25 protein-coding genes are annotated in these 20,320 nt (G+C 30.1%); 15 read left to right on the top strand and 10 right to left on the bottom strand.

Annotated features, from left to right (window positions below; translation table 11 throughout):
• Positions 1-4: 4 nt before the first annotated feature.
• The 3 genes from gatA to ileS are packed head-to-tail and all read right to left on the bottom strand — an operon-like array spanning position 5 to position 4,220.
• The gene (gatA, locus tag FBE93_RS03320) at positions 5-1,366 is read right to left on the bottom strand and encodes an Asp-tRNA(Asn)/Glu-tRNA(Gln) amidotransferase subunit GatA (protein ID WP_002932787.1); all 1,362 of its coding nucleotides are present in this window, start codon (positions 1,364-1,366) and stop codon (positions 5-7) included.
• Entirely contained in the window at positions 1,363-1,473 is a 111-nt protein-coding gene (locus FBE93_RS03315) for a hypothetical protein (protein WP_002880777.1), read from the bottom strand. Before FBE93_RS03315 ends, gatA begins: the two co-directional genes overlap by 4 nt.
• A complete protein-coding gene (gene ileS / locus FBE93_RS03310; protein ID WP_002932784.1) occupies positions 1,473-4,220 on the bottom strand; it encodes an isoleucine--tRNA ligase in 2,748 nt (915 codons plus the stop codon). The genes FBE93_RS03315 and ileS overlap by 1 nt, the downstream gene beginning before the upstream one ends.
• A gap of 98 nt (positions 4,221-4,318) precedes the next feature.
• Between ileS and FBE93_RS03305 the strand changes: the two genes are divergently transcribed.
• The 10 genes from FBE93_RS03305 (at position 4,319) to rpsR (ending at position 11,052) form a co-directional block, all read left to right on the top strand.
• The gene (locus FBE93_RS03305) at positions 4,319-5,407 is read left to right on the top strand and encodes a CinA family protein (protein ID WP_002932783.1); all 1,089 of its coding nucleotides are present in this window, start codon (positions 4,319-4,321) and stop codon (positions 5,405-5,407) included.
• Between the two features lie 11 nt (positions 5,408-5,418).
• Positions 5,419-5,844, top strand: a complete 426-nt coding sequence (locus tag FBE93_RS03300) for a GNAT family N-acetyltransferase (protein ID WP_002921415.1) — start codon at positions 5,419-5,421, stop codon at positions 5,842-5,844.
• A 64-nt stretch (positions 5,845-5,908) separates the two neighbouring features.
• Entirely contained in the window at positions 5,909-6,529 is a 621-nt protein-coding gene (locus tag FBE93_RS03295) for an NAD(P)H-dependent oxidoreductase (RefSeq protein WP_002869051.1), read from the top strand.
• Positions 6,529-7,134, top strand: a complete 606-nt coding sequence (locus tag FBE93_RS03290) for an NAD(P)H-dependent oxidoreductase (RefSeq protein WP_002871788.1) — start codon at positions 6,529-6,531, stop codon at positions 7,132-7,134. The genes FBE93_RS03295 and FBE93_RS03290 overlap by 1 nt, the downstream gene beginning before the upstream one ends.
• Positions 7,135-7,258: 124 nt before the next feature.
• A complete protein-coding gene (gene pgsA, locus FBE93_RS03285) occupies positions 7,259-7,795 on the top strand; it encodes a CDP-diacylglycerol--glycerol-3-phosphate 3-phosphatidyltransferase (RefSeq protein WP_002870552.1) in 537 nt (178 codons plus the stop codon).
• Entirely contained in the window at positions 7,792-8,898 is a 1,107-nt protein-coding gene (gene rseP, locus FBE93_RS03280) for an RIP metalloprotease RseP (protein ID WP_002932775.1), read from the top strand. The genes pgsA and rseP overlap by 4 nt, the downstream gene beginning before the upstream one ends.
• The gene (locus FBE93_RS03275; protein ID WP_002932773.1) at positions 8,891-9,757 is read left to right on the top strand and encodes a VirK family antimicrobial peptide resistance protein; all 867 of its coding nucleotides are present in this window, start codon (positions 8,891-8,893) and stop codon (positions 9,755-9,757) included. The genes rseP and FBE93_RS03275 overlap by 8 nt, the downstream gene beginning before the upstream one ends.
• 86 nt (positions 9,758-9,843) lie before the next feature.
• On the top strand, positions 9,844-10,221 hold the full coding sequence (gene rpsF / locus FBE93_RS03270) for a 30S ribosomal protein S6 (protein WP_002812868.1): 378 nt from the start codon (positions 9,844-9,846) through the stop codon (positions 10,219-10,221).
• Between the two features lie 8 nt (positions 10,222-10,229).
• A complete protein-coding gene (locus tag FBE93_RS03265) occupies positions 10,230-10,781 on the top strand; it encodes a single-stranded DNA-binding protein (RefSeq protein WP_002932771.1) in 552 nt (183 codons plus the stop codon).
• A 10-nt stretch (positions 10,782-10,791) separates the two neighbouring features.
• Positions 10,792-11,052 (top strand): 30S ribosomal protein S18, encoded by a 261-nt coding sequence (rpsR, locus tag FBE93_RS03260; protein WP_002853032.1) that lies wholly within the window; start codon positions 10,792-10,794, stop codon positions 11,050-11,052.
• Between the two features lie 60 nt (positions 11,053-11,112).
• Here rpsR and lon read toward each other — a convergent pair whose 3' ends face one another.
• Entirely contained in the window at positions 11,113-13,488 is a 2,376-nt protein-coding gene (gene lon / locus FBE93_RS03255; protein ID WP_002866098.1) for an endopeptidase La, read from the bottom strand.
• A 16-nt stretch (positions 13,489-13,504) separates the two neighbouring features.
• Entirely contained in the window at positions 13,505-14,152 is a 648-nt protein-coding gene (locus FBE93_RS03250) for an outer membrane protein assembly factor BamD (RefSeq protein WP_002877748.1), read from the bottom strand.
• Positions 14,153-14,312: 160 nt separating this feature from the next.
• Between FBE93_RS03250 and fliW the strand changes: the two genes are divergently transcribed.
• Genes fliW through FBE93_RS03225 form a run of 5 tightly spaced genes read left to right on the top strand, consistent with a single transcriptional unit; the run spans position 14,313 to position 16,840 of the window.
• Positions 14,313-14,702, top strand: coding sequence for a flagellar assembly protein FliW (fliW, locus tag FBE93_RS03245; protein WP_002852982.1), 390 nt, complete (start codon positions 14,313-14,315; stop codon positions 14,700-14,702).
• Complete coding sequence (locus tag FBE93_RS03240) at positions 14,702-15,433, top strand: pyrroline-5-carboxylate reductase (RefSeq protein WP_002932769.1); 732 nt, start codon at positions 14,702-14,704, stop codon at positions 15,431-15,433. The genes fliW and FBE93_RS03240 overlap by 1 nt, the downstream gene beginning before the upstream one ends.
• The gene (locus tag FBE93_RS03235) at positions 15,430-15,732 is read left to right on the top strand and encodes a transformation system protein (RefSeq protein WP_002932767.1); all 303 of its coding nucleotides are present in this window, start codon (positions 15,430-15,432) and stop codon (positions 15,730-15,732) included. Before FBE93_RS03240 ends, FBE93_RS03235 begins: the two co-directional genes overlap by 4 nt.
• Positions 15,729-16,391: a hypothetical protein gene (locus FBE93_RS03230; protein WP_002866103.1), complete on the top strand. Its 663-nt coding sequence runs from the start codon at positions 15,729-15,731 to the stop codon at positions 16,389-16,391. The genes FBE93_RS03235 and FBE93_RS03230 overlap by 4 nt, the downstream gene beginning before the upstream one ends.
• Positions 16,388-16,840 carry a hypothetical protein gene (locus FBE93_RS03225; RefSeq protein ID WP_165434172.1) on the top strand — a complete coding sequence of 151 codons (453 nt, stop codon included), beginning with the start codon at positions 16,388-16,390 and terminating at the stop codon, positions 16,838-16,840. The genes FBE93_RS03230 and FBE93_RS03225 overlap by 4 nt, the downstream gene beginning before the upstream one ends.
• Here FBE93_RS03225 and FBE93_RS03220 read toward each other — a convergent pair.
• The 5 genes from FBE93_RS03220 to FBE93_RS03200 are packed head-to-tail and all read right to left on the bottom strand — an operon-like array spanning position 16,837 to position 20,319.
• Positions 16,837-17,466, bottom strand: a complete 630-nt coding sequence (locus tag FBE93_RS03220; protein WP_165434171.1) for a uroporphyrinogen-III synthase — start codon at positions 17,464-17,466, stop codon at positions 16,837-16,839. The genes FBE93_RS03225 and FBE93_RS03220 overlap by 4 nt on opposite strands.
• Entirely contained in the window at positions 17,444-18,076 is a 633-nt protein-coding gene (gene thiE, locus FBE93_RS03215) for a thiamine phosphate synthase (protein ID WP_002932757.1), read from the bottom strand. The genes FBE93_RS03220 and thiE overlap by 23 nt, the downstream gene beginning before the upstream one ends.
• The gene (gene thiD, locus FBE93_RS03210) at positions 18,066-18,878 is read right to left on the bottom strand and encodes a bifunctional hydroxymethylpyrimidine kinase/phosphomethylpyrimidine kinase (RefSeq protein WP_002869047.1); all 813 of its coding nucleotides are present in this window, start codon (positions 18,876-18,878) and stop codon (positions 18,066-18,068) included. The genes thiE and thiD overlap by 11 nt, the downstream gene beginning before the upstream one ends.
• A complete protein-coding gene (locus FBE93_RS03205; protein ID WP_002932755.1) occupies positions 18,875-19,561 on the bottom strand; it encodes a 3-methyladenine DNA glycosylase in 687 nt (228 codons plus the stop codon). Before FBE93_RS03205 ends, thiD begins: the two co-directional genes overlap by 4 nt.
• The gene (locus tag FBE93_RS03200) at positions 19,558-20,319 is read right to left on the bottom strand and encodes an ATP-binding protein (RefSeq protein WP_002856328.1); all 762 of its coding nucleotides are present in this window, start codon (positions 20,317-20,319) and stop codon (positions 19,558-19,560) included. The genes FBE93_RS03205 and FBE93_RS03200 overlap by 4 nt, the downstream gene beginning before the upstream one ends.
• Position 20,320: the final 1 nt, after the last annotated feature.

The following is a 20,320-nucleotide window of genomic DNA, read 5'->3' as shown; positions in this document are numbered from 1 at the left end:
ATCCTTAATTTTTAATCATTTGTTCTAAACTTAAAGCCCCATCTAACAAGGTTTGTTCATCATAAGCTTTGCAAATCAGTTGTGCTGATATATTAAGCCCTTCTTTATCTTTTGCAACAGGCACACTAATGCCTCCAAGTCCTGCTAAATTTACAGAGATAGTATAAACATCTTCTAAATAAGTTTGCATAGGGCTTTTTTGAGTATCAAATTTAAAAGCCGTTGTAGGAGTTACAGGCATAAAAATAAGATCACAATCTTGCAAAATTTCTTCATATTTTGCCTTGATAAAAGCTCGAGCTTTTTGTGCTTTGATATAATACGCATCATAATATCCACTGCTTAAAACAAAAGTTCCTAACAAAATTCTTCTTTTTACTTCTTCGCCAAAACCTTCGCTGCGTGTATTTATATACATTTCTTTTAAATTTTGGATATTTTCAGAACGCTTGCCATAACGCACCCCATCATAACGACTTAAATTTGCACTTGCTTCAGCTGTTGCGATGATATAATACGCTGCGATATCAAACTTAGAATCAAGCAAATTTTTATATACAATCTCATGTCCATTAGCTTTTAACATATCTATGGTTTTTAAAAGTGCGTTTTTTACTTCGCTATTTGCATCATTGACATAATTTTCAATCACTGCGATTTTTAATTTTTTATTTGCATTTAAATTTGAAGCGGTTTTGATAAACTCGATATTTGCACTCGTGCTATCCATTTTATCATATCCTGCGATCGCATCATATAAAATTGCCGCATCTTCTACATTTTGCGTTAAAACCCCGATTTGATCCAAACTTGAAGAATAAGAAGCCAAACCATAGCGACTCACTCTTCCATAACTCGGTTTAAATCCTACACAACCACAAAAAGCCGCAGGTTGGCGTACAGATCCACCTGTATCAGAACCTAAACTTGCTAAAGCCAAGCCACCCGCTACCGCAGCAGCACTTCCACCACTTGACCCACCTGGAACACGCTCAAAATTTAAAGGATTTAAAGTTTTTCCATAACAAGAACTCGCTGTTGAACTTCCCATAGCAAATTCATCCATATTGCAACGCCCAAAAGGAGAAAAACCGTTAGCCTTTAAATTAACAATCGCACTTGCATCATAAGGAGCGATATAACCTTGTAAAATCTTACTCGCACTAGTAAGCTCCCAGCCCTTTACACTGATATTATCTTTTATAGCTACAGGCACACCTTCACCTGAAACACTTAAGTCTTTATCTAAAAATTGTTCGATATAAGCACCTATTTTTTTTTCTTTTTTTGCTTTTTCATTGAGTTCTTTTTTTAAATTTTCAAGTTCTTCTTTGGAGTATTTTAAAGCTTCTTTTAAAGTTATCATTTATTTTCCTTTGTTTTTTTGATCAAAAATACTGCTAAAGCACTAAAAGCCAAAACCACCGCTATAGTTGCAATGATAATACTATTTGGAATCGGATTTTCTAACATTAAACCCCTTTTAAAACTTCTTCACATCTTAAACAAGGTGTTTCTTCATTTTTACTTTGAAGTTTCCAACATCTTGGACATTTACAAAGCGAAGATTTGGTGATTTTAAATTTCTCATTCTCTACTTCAAATTCAGCTAAAATTTCTTCATTTTCATTGCTGATTTGACTCACCATAAACCAATCGGCTAATTCCTCATTTGGGAATTTATTAAAACTAATGTTTAAATTTAATTCCAAGGTGGATTTAATGATTTTATCTTTTTTAAGCATATCAATTTGTTCAAAAAATTTCTCTCTAGCACTCATTAAAAATGTATCATCTATACCAAAATCATAATCAAAATCCTGAGTTAAACTCAAATCAAATACATCTTTTGCATCGCCTTTGATTAAAACATTAGCATGTTCTAAAGCCTCATCTACACTATAGCTTAAATTTGGAGCAAGTAAATTTAAAAGTTCTTTTGCTATCAAAGCCATAGCCACTTGAGCAGATTTTCTTCTTTGAGCATTTTCACTATCACAATAAAGTCTATCTTTACTGATATCAAGATAAATCCCACTTAAATCCACACTTAAGAAATTTAAAAGCAAACTAAAACCTTTAGCAAATTCATAAGCAAAAAATGCTTCTTTACTTGCTTTAAAAACTTTGGTTGCACGACTTAATATCCATTTATCAATAAAACTAAATTCTTTAACTTCTAAATCTTTTAAGTCATTTGTATTGGCAAGTAAAAATCTTATAGTATTTCTTATTTTGCGGTATTGTTCGCCCACTTGTTTTAAGATATTGTCTGAAATTTTTAAATCACTTGAATAATCACTTAAAAGTATCCAAAGTCTTAAAATTTCAACTCCATAGGTTTTTGCTACATATTCAGGAGCGATCACATTGCCTTTAGATTTAGACATTTTTTGCCCTTTTTCATCGGTGGTAAAACCATGAGTTAAAATGCTTTCATAAGGTGCGCTTTCATTGATCGCTGTACCTACAAGCAAAGAGCTTTGAAACCAACCCCGATGCTGATCACTTCCTTCTAAATACATACTTGCTCTTTTTTCTCCTGCATCATAAAGTCCGCTATTTAAAACTGCATTAAAAGTACTTCCGCTATCAAACCAAACATCTAAAATATCATATACTTTTTCTAAATTTTCAGCTTTATATTTTGAATTTGTAGGAATTAAATCTTTGATTTCAAACTCCCACCACGCATCAGCACCGTGTTTTTCAAAAATAGCTGCTACAAAGTCAAAAAGTTCATCATCAAAAATCACTTCTTTAGTGTTTTTATCTCTAAAAAAGGCTATAGGCGTTCCCCAGTCCCTTTGTCTTGAAATACACCAATCTGGGCGATTTTCCACCATAGAACCTATTCTTTTTACCCCACTTTGCGGATAAAAGGTTGTTTTTAAAAGTTGTTCTTTTGCACACTCTCTTAAAGTTTTTCCTTGAAGTTTTGGTTCATCCATTAAAATAAACCATTGTTTAGTAGCTCTATAAATCACAGGCTTATGCGTTCTCCAACAAAATGGATAAGAGTGTATAAATTTAGAAGAATGTAAAAGTTTTTCGCCTAAAAGTTCTAAAATTTTTTCATTGGCCTTAAAAATATGAAGACCTATAAACTCTTCAAGCAAATGAGAAGGCAAAAGCCCTTTAGCTCTTAAAGTTTCATCATAACATCCACTATCATCAACAGGCATTAAAACCTCAATGTCATATTTCAAACAAGCATAGTAATCATCTTCGCCATGTCCTGGTGCAGTATGTACAAGTCCACTTCCACCATCCATCAATACATGCTCGCCCATAATTAAAACAGATTTTCTTCCATTTAAAGGATTGATAGCTTCAAGTTTTTCAAATTCTTTTGCGTTTAATTCTTTTTGAATTTCTCCACTTGTAAGTCCTTTTTCTACCATACTTTTAAGTAAAGCACTTGCAAAAATCAAACCTTCTTTAGTGATCATATAATTTTCGTTAGGATTTAAGGCTATAGCTTGATTAGCCACCAAAGTCCAAGGCGTAGTTGTCCATATCACTGCACTTGCTTTTGAAACGCCTAATTTTTCACAAGCTTTTATATCCAAATCAAAAGCCACAAAAATAGAATAATCCTCTTTATCTTGATATTCTACTTCAGCTTCTGCTAAAGCTGACTTTGCCGCCCAACTCCAAAAAACAGGTTTAGAACGCTCACAAAGTAAGCCTTTTTTAGCAATCTCGCATAAAGTTCTATAAATCGCTGCTTCAAACTCAAATTTCATAGTCAAATAAGGCTTATCCCAATCCGCAATAATGCCTAAATTTTTAAATTCTTCTCTTTGGATATCTACAAATTCACTCGCATGTTGTCTGCAAAACTCACGAATTTCTTTCTTGCTTAAGCTTTTTTTCTTTTCTCCAAGCTTTACTTCTACTTGTTGTTCTATAGGTAAACCATGACAATCCCACCCTGGAGTAAAACGCACACTCTCACCTTTAAAATAATGCGTTTTGATAATAGTTTCTTTTAAAATTTTATTTAAAGCATGTCCTATATGGATATATCCGTTAGCATAAGGGGGGCCATCGTGTAAGGTAAAACTTTTTTTCGCATTTTTGCGATTTTCTTTCATTTTTTCATAAGCATAATTTTGCTCAAACCATTTTTTAAATCTTTGCGGTTCAAGTTCCGCTAAATTCGCCCGCATAGCAAAAGTAGTGCTGGGCAAAAGTAGAGTTTCTTTGTAGTCCATTTTTTCCACCTAATTTTTAATAATCTTAAATTCTACTCAAATTAGCTTTAATTTCTACTTTGTTTTTGGCTATAATTATAAGAAAAAAAGGAAAATTTATGAAACATTTGCTTTATCTTATAGGAGATGAGCTTACTATAAACGAAAAATTCAAAAATTATATTTATAGAACTTATGAAGAAAAATTTAAAGAAATCAACGAAATTCGCATACAAAATAAAACCGATAAAGATTTACCCTTTTTGCTTGAAAACCTCTTAAATCAGTATGATTTTATCACTTTATTTACAAGCCCTTTGCATTATGCGACTGTTGCTAAAATTTTAGCAACTTTAAATGATGATAATCTTATCTTAAAAGATGATACCTTGGTTCCAGATAAAGCAGAATTTAGTAAAAATAGCTTTGTGTGTAATTTTTCAAATTCAAAAATCAATGTCGTTAAAATAAATCCAAGCGAAAAATTACCCAATCTTCTTGGGCATATAAAATTAAATTTTGCATATTTTTGCATTTTTGGCATGGATGATGAAAGCGCTATATTGCTACTGCAAACCCTAACAAAATCTTATGAGATAAGTATAAAATCAACCAAGCTTTTAGATAATCTTGTGCTTATTAAGGCCACTTGCGCTAATTTTGGAAAACTTGATGGTTTTTTAAATAGCGTAAAAAATCTTTTTGGACAAAAGGTATTTTTAGGTAAAGATCCCATACATTTTATAAGCTCTAAACTTTTAGAAAAAAAATTAAAAATTTCTTTTGCTGAAAGTTGCACAGGTGGACTTTGTGCAAGCACCTTAACCAAAATTTCAGGTGTAAGTGAAATTTTTGAAGGATCTATTGTAAGTTATTCCAACCGCATCAAACACGAATGGCTTGGAATTAGCGAAAGCGTCTTAGAAAATAATGGCGAATACAGTGAACGTTGTGTTTATTTTATGCTAAAAGGTATTTTTAAAACAGCTAATCCTGATTTTGCGTTAGCTATTAGCGGAGTAGCTGGCGAAAAAGATGAGGGAAAAATAAAATCAGGCACTATTTATATAGGTGCAATGTTTAGAGATGGAACTTTTATCCAAGAAACGCTTTATTTAGATGGAGATCGTGAATTTATGCAAGAACAAGCTGTTTTGGCATCTTTTTGCTTACTTTTAAAATTAAAACCTGAAATTTTTGAAATTTAAAGGATTTAAAAATGAAAGAAATTAAGCTAAAAGAAGACTTGGAAAAAATTTATCCCTTGATAAAACAATTAAGAAATAACCTATCTTTGAAAGATTTTTTAGACAAATTCCAACTTGCTACACAAACTCAACATTATAAACTTTTTGCCTATGAAAATGAGGGAAGCTACAAAGCAGCTTGTGGAGTCATGCCTTTTAATGTACTTTATCATAACCATTGTCTTTATATTTGTGATTTTGTCGTAGATGAAGCTTTAAGAGGAAAAGGTATAGGTCAAGCTTTTTTGAAAAAAATCCAAATTTGGGCAAAAGATCAAGGATATGAAGAATTAGAACTAAGTTCAAGTTTTTTTAGAACACAAGCTCATGAATTTTATATCCAAAAAATGGGTTTTGAAAAATCCGGTTTTGTTTTTAAGAAAAATATCAAACTATAATATTTTTTGATTAAGCTTTGCATTTTATAATTAATATTATTATTTTTTGATTTTAAGGAATAAAATGAATTTTAAAGAACTAATTTCAAAACGCAGAGCTTGTAAACTTTTTAATGATAAAAAAATCAATGAAAAGGATTTGCATTTTATCTTAGAAAGTGGAGTCTTAGCCCCAAGCTCACATGGATTTGAGCCTTGGAAATTTGTAGTATTGGAACAAAAAGAACACAATCTTAAACTCTCAACTCTATGTTACAATCAACAAAATGTAGCAAGTGCGAGTCATAATATCATTTTTCTAGCAAGAAAAGATCTCCAAAGCAAAGATGAATTTGCACAAAAACAAGTGCGTCGTTTCTCAGGTTCTAGCGAAGAAAATTTTCAAAAAATTTTAGAAATTTACACCCATAAAACCAATGCAATGAATGATAATGAACTCTATCATTACGCACAACTTCAATGCTATCTTGCTATGATGCAAATGTCGTTAGCTGCAATGAGCTTAGGTATTGATTCTTGTATGATAGGTGGCTTTGAAAAAGCTAGGGTTGATAATTTTCTTAATTTAACTTATCCTTTTGAAACTGCTGTAATTTTATCCTTAGGATATAAAGCCCATGAACCAAAATATTCTACTCAACGCTTAAATTTTAATGAAGTCGTCGAATTTTACAAGGAAAAATAATGAAAAAAGAACTTGAAATTTTTAGCACAAGATATTCTTGTAGAAATTTTAAAAATGAAAAACTCAAAAAAGAGGATTTAAATTCTATTTTAGAAATAGCAAGATTAAGCCCCAGCTCCTTAGGACTGGAACCTTGGAAATTTATAGTAGCACAAGATGAGAAAAGAAAAGAAGAACTTTCTAAAATTTGCAATCAACAAAAACATGTAAAAGATTGTGCTGCATTAATTATCATCATTTCAAGACTTGATTTTTTGGATTATTTTGAAGAAAAACTTAGAAAAAGAGATATGAGTGAAACAGAAATTCAAAAACGCTTAGATACTTATATGCCTTTTTTAAAATCTCTAAATCAAGAACAAAAAATATCTTATGCAAGAGAACAAGCTCATATAGCTCTAGCTAGCATACTTTACAGTGCTAATGCTTTAAATATAGCAAGCTGCACTATAGGTGGTTTTGATAAAGAAAAGCTTGATTCTTATTTATCACTTGATATTCAAAAAGAAAGATCAAGTTTGGTGGTGGCTTTAGGATATTGCAACGATGAAAAAAATCCTCAAAAAAATCGTTTTAGTTTTGATGAAGTTGTAAAATTTATTTAAATTTTGCTTTTAAGCAAAATTTAAATAAAAATAAACTGATTCTTTTTTGTATTTTTACTAAGTCTTTGCTTAAATTTTATACAATTTTGATTATAATTTTACATTTAATTTCACAAGGCTTGTTATGAATTTACCTAATATCTTGGCGATTTTTAGAATGGTTTTAGCGCCTTTGCTATTTTTTTTATTAATTCATCATTTTGAAAATATTCATCAAAGTTGGATTAACTATTTTGCTGCTTTAACTTTTTCATTAGCAGCTTTAAGTGATTTTTTTGATGGATACATTGCAAGAACTTGGAAACAAACTACAAAACTGGGCGGAATCTTAGATCCATTAGCCGATAAAATGCTTGTTTTAGCAGCTTTTTTAGGGCTTTTACTCACAGGAAAAGCTAATGAATGGGTAATTTATATTATATTAGTAAGGGAATTTTTTATCACAGGTTTTAGAGTTGTGATGATCAGTGAAAATTTAAATGTCAATGCTTCTTTTGCAGGCAAACTTAAAACCGCTTTTCAAATGACTGCGATAGGATTTTTAATCATGGAGTGGATAGGCGGAGAAATTCTACTTTACATAGCTTTGATTTTAACTCTTTATTCTGGATTCGAATACATCTATACTTATACAAAAGCTCAAAAAAAAGGAGAAAAATGAGATCTTTATTGTTTTTAATTATTATTTTGATTTTAGGAATTAAATTTTATTCTATTGAATTTTTAGCAACTGTTTTAGTCATCTCATTTTTAATTTTCTTTCACGAATTAGGACATTTTTTAGCTGCAAGATCTTTGGGTGTAAAAGTTGAAGTCTTTAGCATAGGATTTGGAAAAAGTCTTATAGAACGTGAATTTAAAGGCACAAACTATCGCTTAAGTGCTTTGCCACTTGGAGGATATGTTAAACTTAAAGGACAAGATGATATGCGTCCTGGTTTTGAAAATCTAGACAAAGATAGCTATAGCATTTTAAGCCCCTTAAAAAAGATTTATATTCTTTTCGCTGGACCATTTTTCAACCTGATTTTAGCTTTTTTTCTTTATATTATCATAGGAAATTTAGGCTTAGAAAAACTTGCTCCACAAATAGGAAACATAGCGCCAAACTCTGCTGCACAAGACATAGGACTTCAAAAAAATGATACTATCTTAGAAATCAACGGTGTAAAAATTCAAAGCTTTGATGAAATTTCAAAACATTTAAGTTTAGAGCCTTTGAAAATATTAATCAATAGAGAAGGAAAAAATTTAGAATTTATTTTAACTCCAAAAATAGGACAAGGATATAATGACTTTGGGCAAATTATTGAAAAACCTCAACTTGGAATCAGTCCAAATGGGACAAGCACTCTTGCAAAACATCAAGGTTTAGAAAGTTTTAAATATGCCGCACAAGAAAGTTTTCAAGCTTCTACACTCATCATCAAGGGTATAGTAAAACTCATAAGTGGTGAAGTTGAAGCAAAAAATTTAGGCGGTATTATCACCATGACTGAAATTACCTCAAAGGCTGCACAAAATAGCTTTACTTTGCTTTTATTTATCACTGCTTTAATTTCTATAAATTTAGGCATTTTAAATCTTTTACCTATTCCTATGCTTGATGGAGGATATATACTTTTTAATATTTATGAAATGATTTTTAGACGCAAGGTTCCACAGCGTGCTTTTGAATACTTAAGTTACGCAGGCATGGCAATACTTTTAAGCTTAATGCTCTTTGCAACTTATAACGATATATCAAGGATTGCAGGTGAATAAAAAATTTTCCTACCCTATTCCAAATTTTACTGATAGAAGAAAAAGTATCATCTTTTGGCGCTATTTACGTTTTCAAGCAAGAAAAATTCTATATTTTCCTCAAGTAAGGCTTCTAGAAAAAACGCTTAATGAAGAAAAAAATAAACATTTAAAAGACTTTTTCTCTCAAAGACCCTATGCTTGCTACAATGCTATAAGAAGATTTTGCGATAAAAGTTTTAAAGCAAATGAACGCGTTAAAACACTTATTTATGATGTTGATAAGGGACTTACTTGTTTTAAATTTCTTCCCGAAGAACAAATGATTTTTTCTTTTGATGAAGATTTTGAGCTTTTTTTAGGATATAACCATAATGTTTACGAAGAAGGTTTTTGGGCTTTTTCTTTAAAATTTAAAAAATACACTATTTCACAATGTAATTTTTGCTTTACTTTAGAAAATAATCTTCTACTTTCTTGCATACAAGGATATAAATACAAAGATTTTAATCTTTTAGAAATTAATAAAATTTTAACTAAAAAATGTCATGGTTTGCGCCCTGTTGCTTTACTTATAGAATGCTCTAAGATGCTTTGTGAAATTTTAAAACTTCAAGCTACTTTAGGTATACATGAAAAAAATCAAATCCGTTCTCAAAAAGGAAAAGAAAAAGGATATTTTGTAGATTATCAAAAAATTTGGCTAGAAAATGGTGGAGAATTAATAAAAATCGATAAACACAAATACTATAAACTCCACCACTCGCAAAAAAACCTAGAAGAAATCCCTTCACAAAAACGCTCCATGTATAAAAAACGTTTTGCCATGCTTGAAGAAATCAAAGTAAATTTAGATAAGACATTGGATATTCAAGACTAATTAAGTATATTTTGATATAATCTAGTCTTGCTTTATGCAAAATCCTTGCTCATGAAAATGGGCTTTAATATCCATAAGGAGAAAAGATGAAACATTATGAGGTTTTATTTATCTTAAAACCAACACTTACCGAAGAGGAAGTGAATGCGAAGTTGGAATTCGTTAAAGAAGTCCTAACCAAAAATGGTGCAGAAATTGAAACTGTTGTTCCAATGGGCACTAGAAAATTAGCGTATAAAATCAAAAAATACGAAAGAGGAACTTATTTTGTGATTTACTTCAAAGCTCCTACAAACTTAATTGCAGAGCTTGAAAGGGTGTTAAGAATCACTGAAGAAGTAATAAGATTTTTAATCGTAAAATATGAAAATAAAAAAGAAATTGCAGCTTGGGAAAAACTAAGCCACGGGATTAAGCAATCTAAAAAAGAAATCAAACCTTTAGATGCTCCTGAAATTCAATAAGGAAAAAGATGTTTAACAAAGTTGTTTTGGTTGGAAATCTTACACGTGATATAGAAATGCGTTATGCACAAAGCGGTAGTGCTATTGGAGCTTCTGCTATCGCAGTAACAAGAAGATTTACCACAAATGGAGAAAAAAGAGAGGAAACTTGCTTTATTGATATAAGTTTTTATGGTCGTACTGCAGAAGTTGCAAACCAATACCTTGCAAAAGGTTCAAAAGTGCTTATAGAAGGACGTTTGAGATTTGAACAATGGAGTGATCAAAATGGACAAAATCGCTCTAAACATAGCATACAAGTTGAAAATATGGAAATGCTTGGAAATTCCAGCACTCCACAACAAGGTGGAAATTTTGGCAATAATAGCTTTTCAAACAACAATTATAGCGGAAACTATGAAAATCAAAGCTATGATCCTTATATGAGTGAAAATCAAAATTTTAATAAAGCAAAAGCAAACCCTGCTCCACAAAGAAACCAAAACCCACAACACGAAGAAAAATTAAAAGAAATTGATATCGATGTTTATGATAGCGATGATACTAATTTACCATTTTAAAGGATAAACTATGGCAGAAAAAAGAAAATACTCTCGCAAATATTGCAAATACACTGAAGCAAAAGTTGAATTTATTGATTATAAAGATACAGCAATGTTAAAACATGCTTTATCTGAAAGATTTAAAATCATGCCACGCCGTTTAACAGGTACAAGCAAAAAATACCAAGAAATGGTAGAAGTTGCAATCAAACGTGCAAGACATGTAGCTCTTATCCCTTATATAGTGGATAGAAAAGAAGTAATCAACAATCCTTTTGAAGGACTATAATCTTTTAAAAGCAAACTTGTAAAAAGTTTGCTTTCTTATACATTTATTCTCAAAATAAAATTAAACCAAAGTATATTCTAAGACATCACTAAAAGTATCAACAGCAATGATTTCCATATTGTCTCTAACCTCACTAGGAATATCTTTTAAATCCCTTTCGTAATTTTTTCTTGGGATTAAAGCTGTTTTTATATCTGCTTTATAAGCTGCAATTAATTTTTCTTTTAATCCACCTATTGGTAAAACTTTTCCTTTTAAATCTATTTCACCTGTCATTGCAACATCTGCTTTAACCTTTTTATCACTAAAAATAGAAGCAATAGCTGTGCTTATCGTAATGCCTGCACTTGGGCCATCTTTTGGAGTAGCTCCATCTGGCACATGGATATGAATATTATAACTATCATAAACATTAACTTTAGGATCGATAATTATTTTTTTAGGTATTTTTATTTTTCCTTCATCGATTAAAACTTTTATCATGCTAAAAGCAATTCTAGCTGATTCTTTCATTACATCACCCAAACTTCCCGTGAGTGTTAATTCTCCTTTACCTTTAATTTTTACAGCCTCTACTTTTAAAACATCTCCACCTACACTTGTCCAAGCCAAACCATTAACCTGACCTACTTGATTTTCTCCATTATTTTTTTCTATTTCAAAAACTTTTTTATCTAAAAATTCATTCAAATTTTTTGTATTAATAATGACTTTTTTAATATTTTCTAAAAGTAGTTTTTTAGCACTCTTACGACACAACTCTGCCACTTTGCGACGCAAATTTCTAACTCCTGATTCACGAGTATAATCACTAATGATTAACTCTATAGTTTCATCATCAATAGATAATTCATTGGATTTTAAGCCATGTTTTTTAAGCTCATCTGGAATTAAATATTTTTTCATTATATGAAATTTTTCACTTGGAGTATAAGAGCTAAGTTCTATAAATTCCATTCTATCTCTTAAAGGTGCAGGAATATTGCTAATATCATTTGCCGTTGCTATAAAAATGACTTTACTTAAATCAATATTAAAATTTAAATAATAATCCCTAAATTTAGAATTTTGCTCTGGATCTAAAATTTCTAAAAGCACCGCACTTGGATCGCCTCTAAAACTGCGATTTAATTTATCAATTTCATCCAATACAATTACAGGATTAATTTGTTTTGCCTCTATGAGTCCTTGGGTAATACGTCCAGGCATAGCGCCTATATAAGTTCTACGATGACCACGTAGCTCATTAACATCTTCAAGTCCGCCTAAGGCTATGCGAATAAGCTCTCTTTTTAAAGCTTTTGAAACAGAATTTGCCAGTGAAGTTTTACCCACGCCAGGAGGTCCATAAAGACAAAGTATAACTTTAGCACCATCTTTTTCTGCTATTTTTCTTTTTTCTAAAAGTTCCCTAACTGCAAAATATTCTTCTATGCGTTCTTTTGGTTTATTTAATGCATAATGATCATGGTTGAGCTGTTTTGAAACTTCTTTAATATCAAGTTTTTTCTTAGAAATTTTTTCAAAAGGAATATCTAATGCTGTTTCTATGTAAGTTTGAATCATCGATGCTTCAGAATTATCTTGATGAATGCGTTCGAATTTTTCAATTTGTTTTTTGATTTCTTTATAAGCGTCTTCGTGCATAAATTTCTTCTTTAACTCCAGACGCTTTTGATACTCTCTAACCTCATCTTCTTTTTGTGTGTCAGAACCAAGCTCTTTTTGAATTTGTCTTAATTGTTCTTTTAAAAAATATTCTTTATTTACCTTATCAATACGAGAATGTACTTTATTTTTAATTTCTTTTTGAATTTTATTGGCTTCTATTTCTTGGGCAATTAAATCTATTAATTTTACTAATTTTTGCTCAAGATCTGTTAAAACAAAAAACTCATAAGCAACTTGTTTTTTAATACGCACAGTATTTAAAATCAAATCACAAATCCTAGACGCATCAAAACCTTCTTCAATTGTTCTTAAAAGATCCGGAGAAAAATAATGACTAATATTTGCCAAATTTTTTACCTTCTCTTTTAAAACTTCAAGAAGCGCTTCTTTTTTAGTTCCTTCTAAAAAGTCTTCTTTTATAAGTTCTATCTTGGCTTCTAAAGGTTTATTAGAAATTTGCTCTATAATTTTACCCTTAGCATATCCTTGAAAAAGTATTTTCACCCTTCCATCAGGTAAAGGAACTTTTCGCATGATAGTCCCAATCACTCCACAATTATAAATTTCATCAAAATTTCTTCCATTTTCCAACCTTGAAGGCGCAACAAAAAGCATACTATCATTTTTAATCGCAAGATCTAAAGCTTTCATATTGGATGAATCGTTAATAAAAATAGGAGTTATCATAAAAGGATATAAAAATAATTCATCTTCAACCAATACTGGTAAATTTGCTGGATAATTTTGTATCTCTTCAATCTGCATTTATTTTCCTTGTTTATTAAAATCTTTCAAATATACTTCTATACCAAGGAAGCTCAGGTTTGATAATACTTTGCTGATAAAATTCACTTTCTTGAAGTCTTTGTTTATAAATTTGCGCACTTTCATCATGCCCTATGCGCTGGTATAGATTTTCTATAGTACTATTAAGATAAAAAACCGCTAAATTAAATTTTGTAAGCATTGTTTGAACCAAAGGTTCATATTCTGTATAAGGATAATCTTTCAAAAAAGTATCTATTTCTTTTTGGCTTTCAAGCATTAAAGCCTGATTACGATTTGGCACTGCAAATGCATCAAATTTTGCTTTAATTTTAAGATAACGAATATAATCAGCATTGCGTGAATTTCCAAATTTTTTATTATATTCATCTAAATAAAATTCAGCTAACTTATATTCCTCTTCATCCATATGAGCTTGTGCTAAAATAATTAAAGTAGTTTCCAATAAAGGATCGGCAACGTGCTCACTTGCCATACCATTATAATGATCATCGGCTTTTTCCAAATCCTTGTCCTGTAAATCTTTAATAATTTGCTTATACCACTCACTAGCACTAAGATTGTATAAACCTTCATCATTTTTCGTACTACACGCATTAAAAAAAACACTTAAAAAAACCAATAAAAAAATACCTTTTTTCATACTTCACCTTGATTTATATTCTCAAAAATCTATATTTTAACGATTTTATAATTATGTTCTTCTAAAATTATAATAAAATTAATTAAATAATTTAAAATTTTGGAATGATTATTGCTTATTTTATGTTAAAATATTAAACATTATAACTTGAGGAGAAAACATGACCCTAGCTGTTAAATGCCCTATCTTAGGTTTTGAAGAAACCAAAAATATGGAATTTTCAACTATCGATGAAGTATTTGTAAGACTTAAAAGTCTTGATGGTAAAGACTTTTCTTTTGTTTTAATTAATCCTTATTTGATTAGACCTGATTATGAATTTGATATACCAACTTATTATCAAGAGCTTCTTTCTTTAACACCTGAATCTAATATGAAAATTTTTAATATAGTAGCCATAGCAAAAAGCATTGAAGAATCGACAGTGAATTTTCTAGCTCCAGTAGTCATTAATCTTGATAATAATACTATGGTACAAGTGATACTAGATACAGTTAATTATCCGGACTTTTTTCAAGCTGATCAAATTGCTAATTATATTAAAAAATAATGCTCTATATACTTGCAAATGGAGCTATGGCAACAGCCTTAGCCTATGGATTAAAAGATGATTATGAAATTTGTATAGTAGGAAGAAGTATAGAAAAACTTCAAGCCCTCACCAAAGAAGGCTTTAAAACCTTACTTTACAAAGATTTTAACATAGAAGGTAAAGATGTTATTTTGGCTTTCAAACCTTATGCTTTAGAAAATATTGCCCAAATACTAAAAGGACGAGCACGCATCTTAATCTCTGTTTTAGCCAATGTTGATTTTGAAAAACTACAAACCATCAAAGCTCAAAATTATGTTAGAATAATGCCTAATACAGCAGCTAAATATAAGGCTTCAACTACACCATATATACTTAAAAACTCTCATTTTGAAAATGAAATTTTAGACATTTTAAAAACTTTTGGTTCAGCTTATAAATTAGATAATGAAATACAAATGAATGCAGCTATGGCGATTAGCGGCTGCGCTCCTGCTTTTTTAGCACTTATAGCAGAAAGTATTGCTAATGCTGGAGTTTATGAAGGTTTGTCAAAAGAACTTAGTCTCAATCTTACGCGCTCTTTATTTAAAAGCTCTAGTGCTTTACTAGAACATGAACATCCAGCTATTATCAAAGAAAATATTTGCTCCCCTGGCGGAGTTACAATAAAAGGCATAAAAATACTCGAACAAAAAGGAATTCGCGGAAGTTTTTTTGAAGCCATAAATGCTAGCAGCGCTAAATGAAAAAGGCTTTCATACTTATAGAAAGTATTAGTGCTATAACGATCATATCTTTAATTTTCATTGGCATTTTTTATTACTATGCTCAACTTTACAAAAACTATGAAAATTTAAATATTTTTGAAAGACTCTATAAACTTCAAGAAGAATTATATGAAAAGCCCATTTTTAAAACCATCATACTTCAAACTTCAGCCTTAAAACCTATAGTTTTACAAGAACAGTTTGTTAATGATGGTATATTTCAATTTCAAAAATTATACTTTCAAGATCAAAATTATAGCGTTTATTTTAAAGAATGAGCAAAGCTTTTACACTTTTTGAACTTATAATATCACTAATACTTTTTACTTTTATAACTAGCTTACTTTCAAAACCTTTAATGGATTTTTATCATTTAAATTTCACTGCTTTACATACAAACAATCTTATCACTCAAGCACATTTAAACTTGCTTAAAATAGAAAAATTAATACAAAATTGTATTAATATTACATTTTCACAAAATACATTAAAATGTCTTTTAAAAGATGAGTTAATTAGCCTAAAAGATAATAAACTTTATCTTATTAATTCTGCTCTTATTTTAGAAAATAATCATACACTTTATTCACCTCATTCTGATTTTAAAACACAACTCCAAAATAGAAAAGATTTATATAATGACAATGAGCATATTAGCTATGCTTATAAAATTAATAAGATTGAAAAAATATCCATCTTAGAAAATGGTATATCTACAAATTTTACAGGTAGTTTTATTCCTTTGCAAGCTCAATTAGTTATCAAATTGCAAAATGAAGAACTTATATATGAAATAAAGCCAAAATTTAATGAACAATTAAACCAACAAGGATTAATTTCTAAAAACATAAGCTCATTTAACCTGCAAAACAATAAATTAAAAATTTGCCTAAAAAGACAAACAAAATATTGCCTTGAAAAAAGAATTTTACTATGAAAAAAGCTTATGTTTTAATTTGGACAATTTTTTTAATACTACTAATAAGTCTATGGATGAGCTTGACCTTAAACATATCTAGCTACACTCCAAAAATAATCCAAGATAGTTATTACTACCTTCGAGCTCAAATTTTAAGTCACAATGCAACACAATTTTCTAAATATTTTTTATATCAAGCAAAGCAAGAAAATAAAGAATGTTTAGATAATATATATTTTAATTACGCAAAAGCTTTGATTAAAATAAAATATTTTTATCCTATTGCACAATGTGTTAATTTTAAATTTTCCAACTTCAATCCCGATGCAAATTTAAACAAAGATGGTGTTATTATAGCCCACATTAGCATTGCTTTAAATCGTGATAAAAATGTCAATGATGAAATTTTACTCACAAAAAGCATTATCATTTATCCCAAAGAAAATTTTTGGAATTTAAAAAATTAAACCAAAGTCTTAGCAAGCTTAACACACTCTAAAAGACTTTGATTTTCGCATATATAAAGATTTTTAAAATTTAAAAGCTTCTTTGCTGTGCTTTGTCCTATAACTACAACCTTATCTTCTTCTTTTAAGCTATAAAATTTTAAAAAATTTTCTACACTTAAAGGAGAGGTAAATATAAAAATAGCAGGATGAGTAAGTTTTTTGTCACCTTTTTTAAAAACATTTTCATAAACAATCACTTCATCTAAATCCACACCTGCATTTTTAAGATCCAAATTTAAAGTTGAAACAACATTTTTAGCCCTTAAATATAAACATTTTTGCGTTTTTAATTCCTCTTTAAATTCAAGAAAAAGATCTTTTCCATAAGCCTTTGATGGAATTTTAATCTTTTTAAAACCTAAATTTTTAGCGTATTGAGCTGTACTTTGTCCTACAGCGTATAAATTGAGTTTAAAATTTAAAGTGATTTTTGCATGTTGTAAAGCTTTTAAAGCATTTTTTGAGGTGCAGATTAAAGCATCATATAAATTTAAATCCACACTAAAATCGTAAAAAATAATCTCATTTAAAATAAGATTTTCCACCCCTTCAAAAGGAGTTTCATTTAAGAGGTAAATTTTCATAGATTTTACGCTTTAGCTCTTTAGCTGCCAAAAAAGCATCTTTAGCATCCATGATCGCCCTAACCACAGCCACACCGCTTAAATTTATACCCTTTAACTCATCAAGCACTTCTTTATCAATCCCTCCTATGGCTACAACCCCTATAGGGCTTTTATCACAAATTTGGCTTAAAAACTCAAGGCTTAAAAGCGAACTTTCTTTAGTAGGCGTTGTCTTAATGGCTCCACAACCTAGATAATTTGCTCCTTGTATGAACTCAAGTTGTTCTAGTTTTTTAAGGCTTAAGCCTATGATTTTTTCATCTCCTAAAAGCTTTCTAGCTAGTTTTACTTCTAAATCTTCCTGCCCTAAATGCACCCCATCAGCATCTAAGGCTAAAGCTATGTCCACTCTATCGTTAATCAAAAAAGGTATTTTATAGGCCTTGCAAAGTTTTTGTATCTTTAAACCTAGTTTATAAAATTCTCTTGCATTAAGCTCTTTTTCACGAAGTTGTATGATACTTACTCCACCTTTTATAGCATTTTCTAAAGTATTTAAAAAACACTCCTCGCTTTTATTTCCCTGAGAAGCAACTAAATAAAGGCTAAGATCTAATTTATTTTTCATCTAAAAACTTGAAAAAATGATTTGTAGGACCACAACCTTTTCCAAGATTGAGTGAATAATAAATCGCATTTCTTACATATTCTTTAGCCTCACTAACAGCATAAAATAAATCCTTGCCTTTAGCTAAATTACTAGCAATAGCCGAAGAAAGCGTACAACCTGTACCGTGAGTATTTTTAGTTTCTATGCGTTCGCCTTTTAAAATATAAATTTCTTTTCCATCATAAAGCACATCATTGGCATTTTCTTCACTATGTCCGCCTTTAAGTAAAACTGCCTTAGCCCCCAAGCTGCATAAATGCTTAGCTGCTTTTATCATCTGCTCTTCATTAGCGATCTTAAAACCGCATAAAAACTCTGCTTCAGGAATATTAGGCGTAAGAATGTCTGCAAATTTTACTATGGTTTGTTTGAAAAAATCACAATTTTCTTGCGGCATTAAAGCATAGCCATTTTTAGCAAACATTACAGGATCGATCACTACATTTTGAGGTTTAAACTCGCTTAAATTTTTAGCTACACAGCTCATTAATTCACAAGAACCTATCATTCCGATTTTAGTTGCCTTTGGCACTATATCTTCAAACACGGCAAGCATTTGTTCATCTACGCTTTGAGTAGGTATATCGTGCACAGAAATCACCCTTGCGGTATTTTCAGCTACCACACTTAAAACCACACTCATACCAAAAAGATTGTGCGCACTAAAGGTTTTAAGATCGGCTTGTATCCCTGCTCCACCACTACAATCACTCCCTGCTATAGTTAAAACAGGTATAAGTTCGCTTCCTTTTGCTTTCATAAATCTTCCTTTAAAATTTTGATCCATTCTTCACCCTTAGAGCTTAATTTTTGTCCTTTAAAACTCTGTTTTGCAAAAGCTACAATCAAAGCATGAAAAATTTGATAAAGTTCGTAAAGTTCGCATTTTCTCCCTAAAATTTTACACAAATTTTCTTGCTCACTCTCTATACCACTTTGAAAAAATTCTCTTAATTCTTCATAATTTTCAAACTCATAGCCCAAGCAAAAAGCCAAACGCAAACTATAATTATCTACAACCAAAATCTCTCTTTTGCAAAGATAATTTAAAATACTATCAACACTTTCAAAACCCAAACCTTTGATATTTAAAAGCCATTCTCTGCTTACATTTGTTTTAAAATTTTCTAAATTTTCATAAGTGTTTATGATACTTTCTACTAAGCCTTTTAAACGCTTGGCTTTAGTATTATAAAATCCGCTAGGCTTGATTAAAGTTGCAAGTTCTAAATTGGATAAAGTATTGATTTGTTCTAAGCTTACAATATTTTCTTTTTTTAAATTTTCTAAAGCTTTTAAGACATTTTTCCAATTTGTATTTTGAGTTAAAATCACAGAAATTAAAAGCTCAAATTCACTCAATCCTTGATTTTCAAGCCAATCAAAATCATGATAATTTAAATCCAAATTTAAAAGCTTGGTAAAAATTCGTGCTCCAGTCATTTAAAATTCTCCTTAAAAGCCAAATAAAATTGCTTTGCAGTACGACCACTTCTACTTGCTCTTAGAGTAGCGAATTCTTTAGCTTTAGCGTGTAAAAGCTCTTTATCACAAGAATAATCTTTAAAATAAAAATCTATCATCTTTAAATACTCTTCTAAATTTCCCTGATAAAAACTTAACCACAAACCAAATCTATCACTCAAGCTTAATCTTTCTTCGGCAGCATCGCTTAAATGAAGTTCTGTATGTGCAATTTGCGTATCAAGATTATCAGCAATACTTTCACTTAATAAATGCCTACGATTTGAACTCGCATAAATAATTACATTATTTGGGGCTTTTTCTATACTTCCCTCAAGTAAAGGTTTTAAAAATTTATAACTATCATCTCCTTTCTCAAAAGAAAAATCATCACAAAAAAGTATAAATTTAAAATTTTCTAATCTGATTTCATCGATGATATCTACTAAGGCAAATAAATCTTCTTTATTTAATTCGACAAGTCTTAAGCCCTGATCTTTAAATTCGTTAAATATAGCTTTAATTAAACTTGATTTTCCAGTGCCCTTAGATCCCCATAAAAGTGCGTGATTTGCTCCCTTATCTTGAATGAAATTTAAAGTATTTTCATAAAGTGCTTTTTTTTGACTTTCCATACCTACTAAATCTTTTAAAGTGATAGGATCGATTTCAAAAATAGGCTTTAAATAGTCTTTTCTTGCTCTATAAATTGCTGCATAAGTTTTATTCCAATCCATT

Source organism: Campylobacter sp. CFSAN093229, from assembly GCF_011068225.1.
Lineage (GTDB): Bacteria > Campylobacterota > Campylobacteria > Campylobacterales > Campylobacteraceae > Campylobacter_D > Campylobacter_D jejuni.
This window is presented reverse-complemented; position numbering and strand designations above follow the sequence as displayed.